General features: G+C 34.4%; 12 protein-coding genes and 1 pseudogene. 2 read left to right on the forward strand and 11 right to left on the reverse strand.

From position 1 onward, the window contains the following. Position 1: 1 nt before the first annotated feature. From IPM56_07540 to IPM56_07580, 9 genes and pseudogenes are all read right to left on the reverse strand, one after another. Positions 2-160 (reverse strand): hypothetical protein, encoded by a 159-nt coding sequence (locus tag IPM56_07540; GenBank protein QQS37791.1) that lies wholly within the window; start codon positions 158-160, stop codon positions 2-4. Positions 161-221: 61 nt separating this feature from the next. Further along, entirely contained in the window at positions 222-2,024 is a 1,803-nt protein-coding gene (locus IPM56_07545) for a tetratricopeptide repeat protein (GenBank protein ID QQS37792.1), read from the reverse strand. Positions 2,025-2,041: 17 nt separating this feature from the next. Further along, positions 2,042-2,959: a substrate-binding domain-containing protein gene (locus IPM56_07550; GenBank protein QQS37793.1), complete on the reverse strand. Its 918-nt coding sequence runs from the start codon at positions 2,957-2,959 to the stop codon at positions 2,042-2,044. After that, positions 2,940-3,164: a C4-dicarboxylate ABC transporter gene (locus IPM56_07555; GenBank protein QQS37794.1), complete on the reverse strand. Its 225-nt coding sequence runs from the start codon at positions 3,162-3,164 to the stop codon at positions 2,940-2,942. The genes IPM56_07550 and IPM56_07555 overlap by 20 nt, the downstream gene beginning before the upstream one ends. A 29-nt stretch (positions 3,165-3,193) precedes the next feature. Beyond that, positions 3,194-3,532: pseudogene (locus IPM56_07560) on the reverse strand (energy transducer TonB). A 464-nt stretch (positions 3,533-3,996) separates the two neighbouring features. Continuing rightward, positions 3,997-4,521 carry a biopolymer transporter ExbD gene (locus IPM56_07565; GenBank protein ID QQS37795.1) on the reverse strand — a complete coding sequence of 175 codons (525 nt, stop codon included), beginning with the start codon at positions 4,519-4,521 and terminating at the stop codon, positions 3,997-3,999. Positions 4,522-4,523: 2 nt separating this feature from the next. Then, on the reverse strand, positions 4,524-5,144 hold the full coding sequence (locus tag IPM56_07570) for a biopolymer transporter ExbD (GenBank protein ID QQS37796.1): 621 nt from the start codon (positions 5,142-5,144) through the stop codon (positions 4,524-4,526). A 31-nt stretch (positions 5,145-5,175) separates the two neighbouring features. Then, positions 5,176-5,985, reverse strand: coding sequence for a MotA/TolQ/ExbB proton channel family protein (locus tag IPM56_07575; protein QQS37797.1), 810 nt, complete (start codon positions 5,983-5,985; stop codon positions 5,176-5,178). A 195-nt stretch (positions 5,986-6,180) separates the two neighbouring features. Continuing rightward, a complete protein-coding gene (locus tag IPM56_07580) occupies positions 6,181-6,564 on the reverse strand; it encodes a hypothetical protein (protein QQS37798.1) in 384 nt (127 codons plus the stop codon). 533 nt (positions 6,565-7,097) lie between these two features. On the opposite strand from IPM56_07580, the gene IPM56_07585 reads away from it, so the two are divergent. Together IPM56_07585 and IPM56_07590 are read left to right on the forward strand one after the other, a co-directional pair. After that, positions 7,098-10,763 carry an Eco57I restriction-modification methylase domain-containing protein gene (locus IPM56_07585; protein ID QQS37799.1) on the forward strand — a complete coding sequence of 1,222 codons (3,666 nt, stop codon included), beginning with the start codon at positions 7,098-7,100 and terminating at the stop codon, positions 10,761-10,763. 297 nt (positions 10,764-11,060) lie between these two features. Beyond that, positions 11,061-12,212 carry a hypothetical protein gene (locus IPM56_07590; GenBank protein QQS37800.1) on the forward strand — a complete coding sequence of 384 codons (1,152 nt, stop codon included), beginning with the start codon at positions 11,061-11,063 and terminating at the stop codon, positions 12,210-12,212. Between the two features lie 25 nt (positions 12,213-12,237). Here the strand turns inward: IPM56_07590 and IPM56_07595 are convergent, their stop codons facing one another. Both IPM56_07595 and IPM56_07600 read right to left on the reverse strand, forming a co-directional pair. Further along, on the reverse strand, positions 12,238-15,492 hold the full coding sequence (locus IPM56_07595; protein QQS37801.1) for a PAS domain S-box protein: 3,255 nt from the start codon (positions 15,490-15,492) through the stop codon (positions 12,238-12,240). An 892-nt stretch (positions 15,493-16,384) separates the two neighbouring features. Further along, positions 16,385-16,666: a hypothetical protein gene (locus IPM56_07600; GenBank protein QQS37802.1), complete on the reverse strand. Its 282-nt coding sequence runs from the start codon at positions 16,664-16,666 to the stop codon at positions 16,385-16,387. Positions 16,667-16,842: the final 176 nt, after the last annotated feature.

A 16,842-nucleotide genomic window follows, 5' to 3' on the forward strand; every position in this document is an offset into this window, starting at 1 on the left:
GTTATTTATTGAAGAATAATCCGGTCATCAGGATTGCAAATTTTGCAGTCAAATAGAGTCCAAGAAAAAACAAAAAAAGTTTTAAAAGAACACGGACATATAACTTTATTCTCATCGCGTATAAGCCGCTTTTGAAAGTAGATTTTATTATCTCCTTCATATTACCTCCTGACCAACCGATCTCAGCGTTATTATTAATTAACAACTATATCTCTTTTGCATTATTTGAGATGTTTTAATACGTCTGCTGCCTGTTTATTTTCAGGTTCAACACTTAGAACTTTTTCCCAATATTGTTTTGAAAGACCATTATCGTTTTGAAGATAGTAGAAGTAACCCATATAGGAATATGCTTCAGAGAGTTCTTTCTTAAATTTTATTGAATCAGGTTCTGCCATAGAAATAAACTTTTCATAGTCCGGTTTTGCCAAACCATTTGTTGTTTCAGGATCAAGATTTGTTTTTACCCTGGCTTTCCAGAAAAATCCTATCGCCAGTTCAGGTGCTTTCTCATTAAGATTGCTTAAAGCGTTTTCAGATGAGATATAATTACTATAAACAGGTGCGCTTTTCGCCTCTTGCAGCCATTCATCTTTAATTGAATTGAAATTATTTTTTTGTTGCTGGCTGAATGAGCCTTGGATACTTTTTATAAATTCGTTTGTCGAAGCATCATCACCAGGTGATTGCTGGTATTTTATTATGGATGATCTGAGTGAAGCTTTTAATTCCGGTGTTAACGGAATTCTTTCTGAGATTTTTTGAACTAACCCTGCGAGGAGGTTTTCAGAAACAAAGTAATATGCTTTACCCAGATCAAAATATTCCTGCGCCGTAAGGTTCTTTTTGTTTTTTAATGCTAATGTAACTCCTTCCCAATTTTTATTCTTAAACTGAAGCACAGAAATTTTTCCATAAACATCATTTCTTGAAGAGTCAGTTTTTATGATCTTATATAAATATTCAATTGCGAGGGAATCATTACCGGCTTTTGAAAGTAACTCTGAATAATTTTCATAATCAGATGTAAGGTATTCTACCGAATCTGCATCGAATAATTTTTCAAAGTAGATTTTACTTGATTGTAAATCATCCATTTTAAAATATGAATAGGCGAGTATTCTTGTCGTTGATGTTAATTCGCTGCCTTCAAATTCTAATGGCTTCAATAATTCTACTGTTCTTGTGTAGTCTTTATTCAGGTACAACAGAGCAGCATATCTTTTAATCTTTTCAGGTGTCCAGGTGGAGACTTCAAGATACTTTAGATAATATTCGGCAGCCTTAGAGTAAAATTTTAATTCTGCATAAAGCTCAGCAAGCACACGATATTCTACGGCATATGTACTGTCATTTTGAATAGCCTGATTCAAAAGTAATATGGCTTCTTCAAAATTTTTTATCAGAATATAAACCTGAGCTTTTAGTGTCAATACTTCGGAATTATTCCGGTCAACATCTAAAGCATTCTCATATTTTTTTATTGCTTCAGTACCGTTGTTTGCCGCGAAATACAATTTACCCAATGCAATAAGTGCATCGATGTTTTTAACATCGGCTTTTATTGCCTGGTCCAGATATTCTTTGGCTTTTTCAAAATTGTAGCTGTTACTTTTGCCCGAATACGCTTCAGCAAGCGTTACAAAAACTGTTGACTTTAATTTGCCTTCTGAATCAATGGCTTTTTCAAAGTCTGAAACAGTTTCCGATAAATTATTTTTTACAACATTAACTTTATACCTGCCTGCATAGTTCAAGGGAAAGTCTTTATTCGCTTCTACTCCTTTATTGAAACAGATAAGAGCAGAATCGATATTATTTTGAACAAAATAAATCTGCCCTAAATAAAAAAATGATTCAGTTGACTGTCTATCATTTTTTAACGATGACAATAGAATTTTAGCTTCTTCATATCGTTCATTTTTAATCATCCTGATACCCGTAGATATATCCTGCGGATAAAGATGAGCAATGAATATTCCAACGAAGATAAAAATTGCGGCAAGTCTAATATAATTTTTCATAATTATTCCCTTTTTCTCTATAGTTCTTCATCTTCAACTAATTCAACTAAACGCACGGGCATTGTAGCGGGAACAAGTCCTTGTTTAAGTATAATCCTTTGACCGCGTTCACTTGCTACAAATGCGGTAAACCCGGTAGCGAGTCCTGTATATGCTTCACGGCTAAGCAGATAAACTTCCCTTATAAGCGGATATATTTTTTGAGCTATGTATGCCTGGTACGGCTTAAATGTTTCAGATGAATCAGTTTCCGATACTTCAACCACTTTTATCTCCTTTAGAAAATTCAAGTGTGAAGAATCGTCTTTATCACTAATCCAGTTTACACCAATTAATCCGATACAATTCTTGTTATTAGCGACATAGTTTATAACCGAAGAATTTGAATTAAGTGCAAAACAGTTTTTTGATAAATTATGAATCCCGAGTTTATTATTGAGGTAGGATATTATTCCAGAACCGTTATTATCAAAAACAACTCTGAAGTTTTCAAATCCATCAGCTTGTTGCCCGGTCAACAAACTTTTTAGTTGGATTAGAGAGATCGTACTATCATTTTGATTTTTGTTAGAAATAACTGCCACAGCATCGTATGCTATTTTAGTAATCTTTGGTACAATTTCCCATTTCCTGAATTCTTCAAGTTCTTCGTTACTAAATGAACGCGATGTTACGATTAGCCTTACACTATCATTCATAAGTTCATTAAAAGCTCCGGCTTCAGTATCATAGATCACTTTTACTTTCGCGTATGTATAAATGCTGTTAAAAGTTGCAACCTGTGTATCAAGCAGGGGATGGAATGCTTCATCGGAAACAATAGTAAGTTCGCCGGTTGTAGGTGTATCTGACGGAGAATCAGAGTTGTTACATCCGGCAACATTCATAAGTATTGATAAAAACAAAAGAAAGGAACTATTCCTGATCTTCATCATTACTTTCCTCTTTTCTTTTAATAAAGAACCTGTACAATCTGAAAACACCATAAAGAAATAGTAATGCAGCGAGCCCATATTTTTGATATCCGGCTAAGAAACTGATATTAGTATTTAGAATAAGCACAGTTCCGATACAGATATAAACAAGAGCCATCGCAAAACCGGGCATACCTGAATAATAACTCATTTGTGCATTTCCCATTTTACTTCAGTAATTACACATCACATTTTTTATTGAAGTTTAAATATGATGGGTATTGATACCTGAACTTTCACTGGTTTACCTCTCTGCCTGCCTGGTTTAAATTTTGTTTGCCGAACTGCATCAAGTGCAGCTTCGTCACAGCCCGCACCAATACCTTTTATAATTTGCGCCCCGGTTACATCACCTGATTCATTTACAAACGCAAGGACGTAAACCTTACCTTCTACGCCCGCTCTTTTTGCTATTTCAGGATATTGAATTAATGATTGAATGGCTGCAATACCCCCAATCGGTTCCGGCATTTCTTCAACCGCAACAAAATAAACAGGGGCTTCCTCCTTCTTTTCTTCAACGACTTTTTCTTCAACCTCGATAAGGCTGTAATCAACACCTTGCGGGTTACCTTCTTCAGTACGCAATCCGGGATCTACCTGTTTAAGTTCATCAACAGTCGGGACGTACTCATCAGTAACCTGCTCATCGGGTTTTACTACGGGTGGAGTAAATTTAATTGTAGATTTTAATGGAGGCGGTGCTTCAATATTTTGTATTTCCTTTTGTTCACCTATAGAGGGGGGTTGTTCCAGTGTTGTTATCTGAACAATTTTTCTTTTTGTGGTCGATGTATCTTCCGGATTCACAATCCTGTAAATCGTAGGTCCGGTTGTCACAAGCAGTACTATAAAAATAGCAATCCACATTGCAACAGTAACGTAATATTTATATGCTTTCCGAAGACTGTATGAGCCATAATCTTTGTTTTTATTGGCAAAGATCAGGTCGTTGATGTCAATTTTTACTGTGGTTTCTCTGTTCATGTTTATCACCATCACTTGTAATTTTTAATCAGTTCAAGATCTTCCGGGGTAATGTCGACAAGCGCATATCTTTTTATATCACTTATATTCATCTCATCCAGAATATCGACGACATTCTTATAATTAGCGTCATCTGTTGGTTTAATAAGAACTACCATATCTTTTATCAAAGAATTTTCCTGCAGTAAAACTTTTCGTATTCCGTCTGCCGAGAAATCCGTTTCAGTTATTGGATCAAGTGGTTCGTTTGGCAAACCACGATACCAGTAAACTTTATTTTCTGCACCAATCAGAATATTCACGGCTTTGGAAGCCTTTAATGAATTTTCATCTTCCTCAGCTACTTGTTCTTTGGGTTTTACAGGAAGATTAATCTCCATTGTTTGCGGCTTGCTGAAAGTTGTTGTAAGCATGAAAAATGTCACAAGTAAAAAACCAAGATCAACCATAGGAGTAAGGTCAATCCTTGTGGACATTTTTTTCCTTCCCTTTTTCTTTCCTTTTTTACCGCTTTGTTTTTGTTCTAATTCAGCCATAATCAAATCCCTTTCAATTTATTTGGATCTGCTTCCAGGTCGGTTATAAGATTAAACTTGTTTACATTTTTGTCCTGAAGAGTATTCATAACCTTTTTAACAACGAGCCATGGTGCGTCTTGATCTCCCTTGATTGTTATCCTCACATTCGGGTTTGATAATCTTCCCTGCATTACCCATGTACCTAATTCATTATTAGAAGAATCGATTGGTATTCCGGGCTGGGAATATGCTTTTCGTTCAACTTCTTCGAGTGCCAGATAACTTTTTAATTGCGATAGCGGAACACCAATACTACCCGTAAGGACAAATGCTTTTGCTTCTTCTTCAGTAAATTGAAGTTCGGGGTACCGGTCACTTATCTTAGCCAGCAATCTTTCACGCGCAAAATTCTTGTTATCAATATTAAAGAACACTTTTCCATCCTTAGTAACTGTCACATTAAGAATGTCTGTATCAGGGAGTTTAATCTCAGATATTGATGACGGTGTATCAACAATGACAGATTCATCAGATTTAAACTGTGTTGTAAGCATAAAAAATGTTAACAACAGGAAAGCAACATCGCACATTGCCGTCATGTCAATGAGCGTGCTTTTCCTTGGTATTTTTACTTTAGGCATAGTCATTCACCTTAATTAAAATGTTGTTTTGTTATTTATGCTTCGATGTAAAGTTCTGAACAATGGCAACTCCTGCTTCGTCGATACTATAAGTCATCTTGTCTATTTTGGTTGTAAAGTAATTATAAAAGATGATTGCGAGTGCTGATGAACCAATTCCAAATGCTGTATTTATTAGTGCTTCGGAAATTCCTGTAGCAAGTGCAACGGCATCCGGTGCGCCTGCTGTTGCAAGGGCTGCAAATGCACGGATCATACCGAGCACCGTCCCTAATAATCCCATGAGTGTTGCTAATGGTGCAATAGTAGCAAGTATAACCAGGTTCTGTTCGAGTATAGGAAGCTCAAGTGAAGTTGCTTCTTCAATCTCCTGCTTAATTGCAACTATCTTTTGATCTTTATTAGTGGATGAGTCGCCACTGACGGATTGATATTTTAGCAATCCTGTTTTAATCACATTTGCAACAGAGCCTTTTTGTTTATCACATTCATCGATTGCTGAATTAAGATCTCCTGACCCAAGTTTTTGATACACACGGATTATAAATGATGATATTGTTCCCTTACCTTTTGCTCTGCCTATAGTTATCCATCTTTCTATAGAAAAAGTAATAACCATCATCAGGATTGACATCAACACAGGTACAATAATACCGCCTTTATAAATTATACCGAGATAGTTACCAGGCTTTGGAAGATTGTTGATGTTATTGCCCTGAAAATTTTCAGGGTTACCCATTACAAAAAAGTACAGCACAAAAGCAACAGCGATAAGCACGGGAATTACAATACCGGCAAAACCGGCAAATACATCTTTGAATTCTTTAGTTTTCATTTTCATCTCCTTTAATAAATTGATTTTAGTTATGTGCTATACCGTAATAACCGGCGACTAAACATTAAATAGCATGAGCATCCATTAACAGTGGATGAAAGACTATGTTTTAATAGCACTAAAATTATTTTGTGTTCAATGCTTTTATTACTTCAGCGGTTGAACTAAACTTTTTACGACTTAATTGTTAAATAGTTCCTGTCAGGATACAGAAGGGGGGCTTCTTAGACCTGTGTGACTTGAAATGAATTGAAGGAATCTTGATTTCTCAAAATCTTTTGTGACCTGTTGCTCGAATGAAATATTAGAAAGATTAGCAGTATTGTTTAAGATAAATTCTGTCTGAAAGAAGAATACGTTCCTGCAAATTTTAGCTGCTGCGTGACCGTCATACTCACGTAGGTTATTCTCTACATTTGCAGGGGAAAGGATTTCGCAAGAGATCGTTGTAATTTCAGTAACGGAATCAAACAACGATTCTTCATCCTGTACTTTATGGAATGAAAGGGAAAAGAAAACCTGGAGGGATATTATATAAATGTAAAAGAGTAGTCTGAATCTTAAAACATTATTTCTGAGACTCATTAACATCAGTGGTCAAACCCGGTACATACAATTATTATCATTTACTTTTCAATCTCCACAACAAAAATATGACAGGTTTATCATATTTCAAAATTAGAGTGCACCTAAAATTTTTGCCGGAATATTTTTTATAACAATACACGTCCAGGTTCAGGTTATTTATTCAGTTTATTTTTTGTTCTCCCGGGAAAAGTGTATGCCGGATTTTCACAATGTGATCGATTAACAAAATATTCATATAAAAGAATTCTCTTTCTTTCCTTCCATAGTTATCGTCAGACAATATATTATACGATATTTAATTTAAGTTTTGCACTCAATAAATCATTTCCGTAATTTTTAACCGCTATGATGAACATATTCGGGCTACGCATATTCACGGTTATAGGAACTATTTTCTAATCATTAAATTCGTTCAGGTGTCAGTCAGTATTATATAACGCAATTGTTTTTTTTATGTTAATCAACTTCATTTAGTCAGGTGAAATTTAAAAGAGGAAAAAACTCTTCCCGGTAATTATAGAAAACACAAAATGATAGAACTGAATCTTATCCAGCTTAAAAAGTCAATCAACAAATCTTATCTTAAGATAAAACCTGTAAGAGATGACTTTAACAAATTTAAAAATGAACTTCAAAAACTACTTTCACTTATAAACGACAGAGAATCGGAAGAGCACAACAAAAACTTTGTCCGTGATTTTCTTCTAAATACGTTTTATGCCCGGAAGTATGTAAACACAAAAGGCAGAACAGACCTTACAATACACATCGATAAAACAGGTTCAAGTTTTGCCGGTGTTTTAATCGAAGTGAAAAGCCCTGTTAATAAAACGGATATGATTTCCGAAAGTAACCTTAATTGCAAAGCTATGCACGAGGTAATTCTTTATTACCTTAGAGAACGAATTGAACACAAGAACGATGAAATAAAATCTGTCATAATCACAAACGTTAATAAGTGGTTTATATTCAAAGCAGACCAGTTTGAAAAATATTTTTACAAGAGCAGTCTTAAAGATGAATATCTGAAATGGCGTGACGATAAAAAAGTAACAAAGCTCAATGACCATTTTTACAATGAAATTGTGAGTGACTATTTAGTAAAAACCGATGTGCAAATAGAATGTGTGTATTTCGATCTAAGAAATTATAAATCACGTCTTATAAAAGCAGGCAAAGAGAATGAAAAAGAACTTATCCCGCTTTTCAAAAAATTCTCTCCGCAGGAAATTCTAAAAGAATCATTTGCCAATGACAGCAATACTTTAAACAAACAATTCTACATTGAGTTACTTCACATAATCGGGCTTGAAGAATTTAAAGAGGGAAGCAAAAAGAAAATAGGCAGGAAGAAAGAAAAAGAAAGAGACAACGGCTCCTTAATTGAAAATACAATAAGGATGCTTGAGTCAAAAAATATTGATGATCTTAGTTTATACGGTGATTCAAAAGAAATACAGCTTTTTAATATCGCGCTCGAATTAAATATCATCTGGATAAACCGCATATTGTTCTTAAAGCTGCTTGAAGCTCAGCTTGTAAACTACCACAACGGCAATACAGCGTACAAATTTTTAGACCCGAAAATTATCAATCAGTATGATGACCTGTATGAACTTTTTCACGAAGTTCTTGCCATAAAACCCGGCGACAGGAATAAAGATTTAATCCCTGCTTTCAACAACCTGCCATACTTAAACAGTTCTTTGTTTGATCAGGGTGATCTTGAAAAGAAAACAATTGACATATCTAATCTTAAAGACAGGTATAAACTTCGTTATCATCCAAATACAGTGTTTAATAAAGAAGTAATTGCAGGCGGAGAACTTCACACACTTCAATACCTGCTTCGTTTCCTTGATGCTTATGATTTTGCTTCAGAAGGCGGTGAGGAAATCCGCGAGGAACGAAAGACGATTATAAACGCTTCGGTACTCGGACTGATTTTTGAAAAGATAAATGGTTATAAAGAAGGTTCATTCTATACACCCGGTTTTATAACAATGTATATGGCTCGCGAAACTTTAAGGCGTGCTGTTACTCAAAAGTTTAACGAGACAAAAAACACTGCCTATAAAGATTATGATGAACTGAAAAGAAATATGGATGTTTCCTTTGAAGGAAGGAAAGAAGCAAACAAAATTATAAACAGCATAAAAATTTGTGATCCCGCAGTTGGTTCAGGACATTTTCTTGTTTCCTGTTTAAATGAAATTATTGCAATTAAAGCCGATCTTAAAATCCTGAGTTACATTGACGGCAGGCAGGTGCAGAATTATAACATCGAAATTGAAAACGATGAGTTGATAATCACCAATGAAGAAACCGATGAACTTTTTGATTATCACTTGAACCCTTCAGGTAAGGAAATAACATCATTGCAGGACTTACAGGAAACTCTTTTTCACGAAAAAGAAACTATTATTGAAAACTGCCTGTTTGGTGTTGATATAAATCCCAACTCGGTGAATATATGCAGACTACGCTTGTGGATTGAACTGCTTAAAAACTCGTATTACAAAAATGACAATAGTTCATCAACATTAAATGGAAAAGGAAAGAGGTTAAGTTTAATTACTCTACCTAACATTGATATAAACATAAAACAAGGTAACTCGCTTATAAGCAGGTTTAAGATTGATGAGGATATATTCACTCCCGCTGATAAAAGCGTACTTGAAGTTTACAAACTTAGCGTAGCGTTATACAAAAACACGCAGGATAAGAGCGAAAGACGCGAACTTAAGGACACAATTGAAAAGACAAAAGAAAGATTCAGAGGAATTGCTGTTGACCCATTAATTAAAGAACGCGAACAAATGGACAAACTTACTGCCCAATTGCATAAGCTGAATGTTGATAACCCGCTTTTCAAACACGAAGATTCAAAAGAAAAAGAAGTTGAGCTTGAAAAGAAAAAAAATAATTTGAACGAAAAAATAACAAGACTCTCAAAAGAAATAGAAACAAAAGCAGAAGAATTCAGGAAAATATATTCTGATGCGTTTGAATGGAGATTTGAATTTCCCGAAGTGCTTGACGGTGAGGGGAATTATAAAGGGTTTGATGTTGTGATTGGAAACCCGCCGTATATTTTTGGTGGTAATGAGGGAATATCTACTACTGAGAAAAAATATTTTAAGGAAATTTATTATAGTGGTCAGGGAAAAGTAAATTTATTTACCTTATTTGTTGAAAGATCGGCAAGCATTCTTTTCACAAAAGGTAAGGTATGTCTAATAATTCCAAACACATTTTTAAGAGTGACATCATACCATCATACCCGAAAGTTTTTGTTGGATAACTATAAGTTTCAACAAGTAACTGACTTTGGGGTTAATGTTTTTGATGATGCAATCACTACTGCAATAGTAATATTGTTTAGTAATGAAAAACCAGAAGGAAATGAAAGAACAGAAATACGATTTGAGATGATTAAGACGAATGATATCAGTCAAGATGAATTTATTAGTAGGAATTATGTAATTGCTTTAAGTATGGATGATAAGAATGAGGAGATTTTTAAGAAATTAAGTATTCATTCTATACAACTTGGGAGCATTGCTAAAGAATTAATCTTTGGCGTGGTTATAACAAAAAATCAAAGAGAAATAGTGAGTGACAAGAAAATAAAAGGTTGGAAACCATTTCTTGAAGGGCGTGACATCGGCAGCTATTATATAAAACCTATAAATAAATATTTGAACTATAATCAGGAACTATTACACAGAGCCAGAACAAAGGAAATATTTGAAGCATCAGAGAAGTTATTGATTCAACGAATTACAGGTGGGCACAAACCGTTGAAAGCAGCATACGATAGTAAAAAAACTTATAACAAAGAATCAATTAATAATTTAATATTAAAACAGGATTGCGAGTATAATATTAAATACATATTAGCTTTACTTAATTCAAAACTGATAAACTGGTTTTATGTAAATAGGTTTACTAACGAATCAAAGTTGACAGTTAATCTATCCAAAGAATATCTCTCTCAAATTCCAATTAAAGAAGCAAGCAAAAAGTTACAGGGAGTATTCGTTGAACTTGTTGACACTATCCTAACTGCTAAGACCAAAAATTATACTTCAGACACCACTGCATTAGAAAAAGAAATAGATGAAATGGTTTACCAGCTATACGGCATAACAGAAGAAGAAATAAGGATAATAGAGGGTACATTTAATCACTAATCATTTGGGACTAAGTGTTATAAGATTTAGGAATGAATTGTATCCATAAAGTTTGAAAGTTTACCTTGTAGCCTGAAAAATCACTTCGCTAATAATTCAGAACTTACATTACCGCCCTTTAACTTGTTGTCACCGTTTATTAAACAAAAATTATAAGCCAATAATTTAATTGACAAACAAATCTCATTATTTTATTTTCAACTACAATTAGTCAGCAAATAGTCCCGGAAGTACTTTATAAGAGCATAAGCTGGTACATCATAACCTGAATAGTTAATTATATAAACAGGAGTTGATATGAGTTCAGATCTCCAAAATAAATTTCTTGAGCAATTCTCAAAACATACCAGGGAAGAGTTACAAAAAACTATCAACAGGGAAAAGTTAAGAAACGAAGTTGAAAATGATTTGCTTACCAATCCTAAGTACAGGGAATTACATGAGACCTACAACGCGTTAAGCATAAAAAATTTTATAAGCAGTTACAAATACTCCCGGGCATACTGGCTGGAGTTTTCAGATCACTTTGCGTATGCGGAAGAAAGAAAAATATTGAAGTACTCCGAACTTGCTTACGAAAAGCTCTGGGAGATACAGCAGAAAAAACTATTTGATATGCAGTGCCTGTGGCGTGCTGAATCAATTCAGATACCCGGAGTAGAATCGACCCACGATTTTATGTACTGGGAAAAAGCAATAACGCGGTGTTCTTTTGTCCCGGCTATAAATGAGAATGAGTTCGATTTATATCGTGAATATTTATTATCCGATAGTTACCAGGATGATGTTTCTTTAAGTGATGACTGGCAGGATTATGACATTTTCAAAAAGCAATACCTGGATTCACAGGAAGGTATATCAAAACCTGAATGGTATTTTTATTATGACTCAAGGATGGGAACAGGTTCACTTCTTAGTCTGCCTGATGTGCGCGGAGATAAAGAAGATTTTTACAGGAACTTATTTTTTGAAAATGATAAAATTGAAAATCCTGAAAAGTATGTAATAAGGGAGCCGGAGGATAAAAGACCGCCATTTAAATATTATGAAAAAGAAATACTGGAAGAATTCATTAACCAGTATGAAACGGCAAAAGTAAAAGAGAGTTACCGGCTTGCTAAGGAAATGAAACATTTAGAGGTTGATTTGGATGATGATATTTTAAATGCACTGGAGATACTTTCAGAAACGAAGGATGTAAGTTTTGTTTCAGTTCCAAACTGGAGGGATTCAATAATCCTGACTGCAAAAGAAGTTGAAAAAGAAAATACTTATAATGCCTTGAGCGGTGCATATAAAAATTATCTTAAACGATTAGAATCCGGTATACCATTTCCAGAATCTTCCGGTAACAGTATTGAATTTACAGTGCAGTTAATAAAAATATTTAAAGACCAGATAATCAAAGGAAGAATACTAAACGGCGAACCTGGCGATTTTGATTTTTAGTTTATGCGATTTTTCTTGCTGTTTATCAGGACTCCAATGCCTTATTGATTACCTCACGCAGTTCATTTATTGTATAAGGTTTGCTTAGATAATGTGTAAATCCTTTAGATAAGAATTCAAGCCTGTCTGATTCAGTGGCGTATGCAGTAATGGCAATAATAGGAACGTTTTTTAGTCCAAGTTCGTTTCTGATTTTATTCGCTAATTCTACTCCATCCATATCTATTCCAAGATTGATATCAATCAATAATAAGTCATAGTTATAACTACTTAATTTTTCCAGCGCTAATTTTCCAGTACTTACAATTTCGAGATTGTGTTTGTCTCTGGTTAAAACCAATCTTACAAACTCCTGTGAGATGTGATCATCCTCCACATATAAGATTCTTACGCTTGATTTATCCCGGGTTCCTTTGATAATTAAGTTCCCTGACTGACCAGAACTTGTCTCTTTAATGTTATCCATAATTTTGAGTATTGGTAATTTTATACTGAATGTGGAGCCTTTACCTGGTTCACTTTGCAGGTTTATCTCTCCACCGATTAATTCGGTGTATTTTTTTGTAATTGTCAATCCAAGCCCGGTGCCTTCAAACGATCTGTTAATACCTTCGCTAACCTGTCTGAATTCTTCCCAGATAAGATTCTGTTTTTCTTTTGGAATCCCGACACCTGTATCACTTATTTTTATCCATATCGATTCATCGGGGCTTTTCTCATCAGGTTCAACCAGTATTTTTATTCGTCCATTCTCTGTATACTTTATAGCGTTACTTAACAGGTTAATCAGAATTTCTCTTAATAGTTTTTCATCGCTTAAAAATTTTCTGTTATCAAGGTTAAATACAATGTCTATTGAATTACCTTTCTGGTCGGCTGTCGACTGAAAAAGTGTTTTCAGTTGAACTATCAGTTCATACAAATTAAAATTAGTCGCTTCGGTTTTTATTTTATCAAATTCCAGTTTAGTTACGTCGAGAATTTTATTTAAAGTTTCAGTCAATCTTTTTGATGAAGATAAAATCAGGTTAGCCATTTCTTTTTGTTCGCGGTCTGTCAGTATTTCAGAAAGCATTTCAGAATAACCAAGTATACCGACAAATGGTGTACGTAACTCGTGGCTCATATTCGCATAGAAGTATGATTTAATCCTGTTCATTTCTTCCGCTTTTTCTTTTGCGAGTATCAGTTCTTCCGTCAGTTGTTTTCTCTCTGTGATATCCTCTTTGACTGCAATAAAGTTTGTAATCACTCCATTCTTATTAATCAGTGGTGATATCGTTGCTGATTCCCAGAAAAGTTCACCGTTTTTCTTTTTGTTCAGGAACTCTCCCTGCCACACTTTGCCTGAAAGTATCGTATCCCATAATTCTTTGTAGTTAGTCCCGCTTTGTTCTCCTGAGTTAAGTATTCTTGGATTCTTACCAAGAACCTCTTCCGACGTGTAGCCTGTACTTTTTGTAAAGTTGGGGTTTATATAATCTATATCTCCTTTTAGGTCCGTCATCACAATTGTAACAGGACTTTGCTCAACCGCACTTGATAGTTTTTTTAACTCCATCTCAGAAAATTTTTTCTCAGTCACGTCTTCTGAAATTGATAGTATTCCTTTTCTTCCATCAGGCAGTATTATTGTAGTTTCATTCAGATGAACAATGATTATTGTTCCGTCCTTCCTGGTGGTCTCAACATCATGATCAAGTATAGATCCACTAAGAAGTTGTTGAATGTTTTGTTCGATCAATCCATACTTATCCGGTGTTGAAAGAAGTCTGATATTGTTTCCGATTAATTCACTTTTTTCATACCCGGTTATTTTGCAAAACGCATCATTCACACTTATAATAATACCTTTTTCATCCTCAAGTAATACACCAACCGGTGATGAATCGAATAAGCTCTTGTATCTTTCTTCACTTTGCTGCAATGCTATTTCTGCATTTTTTCTGTCGTTGATATCACGTCCAACTCCGATAATTGATTTTACTTTACCGTATTTATCCAGTATCCCATTATCATTCCATGCAATCCATCTCCATCCTTTTGTAGTCATTGCTCTTTGTTCAACATAACAGGTATAAGGCGGCAGGTATAATTTTTTCATTGCATTTTGGGTAACTTCTCTGTCATCCTCATGCACTAATGGAATAAATGATTTACCGATTAATTCTTCGGGTCTCTTACCGAAAAGGACACAGTAGCTTGGACTGACAAATTCAAATAATCCCTGATTGTCTACTTCAACTACCAGATCACTTTGATTCTCAATAAGTGTTCTGTATTTTTCTTCACTTTCTGCAAGCCTTGTTTCCCTTATCCTCTCATCGGTTTTATCACTAAAAACTACTACTACTCCCGCAATACTTCCGTCATCATTTATTATTGTTGAACCACTTTCAGATATAGGTTTTTTCGTTCCGTCTTTACAATGTAATATCGTTCTGTCTGCAAATCCTGCAACCTGACCAATCTGCAAAATTCGTTCACCAGGATTTTCTATTATTTCTCCTGTGTCCTCATTAAAAATTCTAAAAACGTCTTTTAATATTTTATCTCTGGCATCTTCCTCTTTCCAGCCTGTAAGATCTTCCGCCACACGGTTCATATTCAGAATTTTCCGGTCAATGTCTGTAATTATAACACCGTCACCAATGCTGTAGAGTGTTGTTCTGAATAATCTTTCATTATCTTTAATCTGTTTTATGAATTTCTGATTTTCTTCATGATCCAATAATATTTTCCCGATTACTACAGTGACGATAGGGTATACTCCAATGACTGAGACTGTGATTAACTGATATGCGTTCAGTATGCTTTTTGAAGGTAAGAGTAGTATGAATAAAAGCATAAATGCGTGAACAATTAATCCAAAAATATATATCCTCAAAATTGGATATTTTTTTGCTGCAAGTGATTTCTTCCTGTTGTAAAAGAAAATTCCAATAAGAAATGAGCTTAGTATTACAAATGATCCCATCATCATTCCGCCGCCGCCAAGTGATAATCTGTAAACTAATGCAATTATTGAGGCGAGAATTCCTGGTAGTGGTCCAAAGAATAGCGCACACAAACTTATTATTATTGATCTGCCGTCAAAAATAATTCCTTCAGAAAATACATAAGGATTCATCATTCCAATAATAGCAGTTATTCCGAATAACAATCCCTGTAATACTTTTCCCTTTAGTTCTTCTCTGTTGAATCTGAGGTTAATAAATCCGGAAAGTGCGCTTAGTGCAATTAAAGTAGATAGGTTGTATAATAAATCAATTACAATCATCAGTCAGAAAATATCTCTCCAATTTTTACGTGTGATTGTTCCCCAATCGATTAAAAGGTAATAATACCTGTATTAAAATCCAAAATACTTCAAAATTTATTTTGTAATCAGAATTGAGACAGTAAAGTTATTTTATGTTTATCCCTCGCTGACTAAAATAATCCTCCTGGTACTAAAAAACCCGGCTCTCTACAAACCGGGTCTTTAATTTTCCCCATTCTCCCAATATCTTCGACTAAGTGAGTATGATTAGTGTTAGTGAATCTTTAATCGTAAGCTATTATCGAAAAATTATAGATTTTATTGAGTGTAGGAAAACCCGGACACGGGAATGATCCGGGTTTAGTAGATAACTCTAACTAATTAATAATAGTCAGGACTAAACTATCGAAAAAAAATAAAAATTATTGAGCGTCTTTCCTTCAATTGCATTAATCAAAAATGCTGAAAAGAAATGGAGCAAAAAGAGATATGCTTTAAAAAATGGATGCCCCGAATGCCGGGCAGAAGCATCCAGGGCGGGGGTTTTCCAGGTAACTTTTTTTGATCGCTGCAGTCAATCAGTTACCGGGCGTAACTTAAATCAATTAATTATTTAAATCAATTCAGTATTAAATTTTCATTTTATAAATAACATCTTTATTAAATATGAATAACCGGCGGTGCCGTCAGGGAGGCTGTCTGCATTCATTTTACATATATAGATTCCGCTTGTTAATTCAGATGCGTTAAAAATTACAGTATGTTCACCTCCAGATTTTATTCCATTCACTGGTGTAACAACTTCATTTCAGAGCACATCATAAATTTTAACTGAACCAGACGGAAGAGTACTTATACTTGTATGAAAATACTATAGAGAGAAAAATAAATGGAAGTGTAATTTAGATACTCAATAATCACCCTCGATTGGTTCCAGCATCATAACTGCCGGTGGAAATGTACGGTAAACTTCAGCGTTATGAGCGAACAGCTTTTCTGCGTCAAAAGGAAAATTTTCAGGTGTTCTTAGAAAGTAAAACTGGTAGTGATTCAGCCTGTGGTTATCTTTAAACAACGAAAGTCCATCAGGTTTTTTAAGCTGATCACAAAGTACTTTGAATTCCTGAATAAAACTGCGGTCTTTTCCGTGCCTGACCTGGTTATGAGTAAATCTTATCGAATACCAATTCATATCATCCCCTTAATAATTGATAATCGAAATTTATTTCAAAAACTTTAATTTTTTACAGGATGGAAAACAATCTGACAAGTCCGTACAGGATTAAAACTATCAGCGTGATTTTAAGTATAAAGTAGAATAATATTTTTTCGGATTTCATATTTCTGATTTTTAACAGGAAGATAAAA

It is taken from the genome of Ignavibacteriales bacterium (assembly GCA_016700155.1).
Classification (GTDB): Bacteria; Bacteroidota; Ignavibacteria; order Ignavibacteriales; family Ignavibacteriaceae.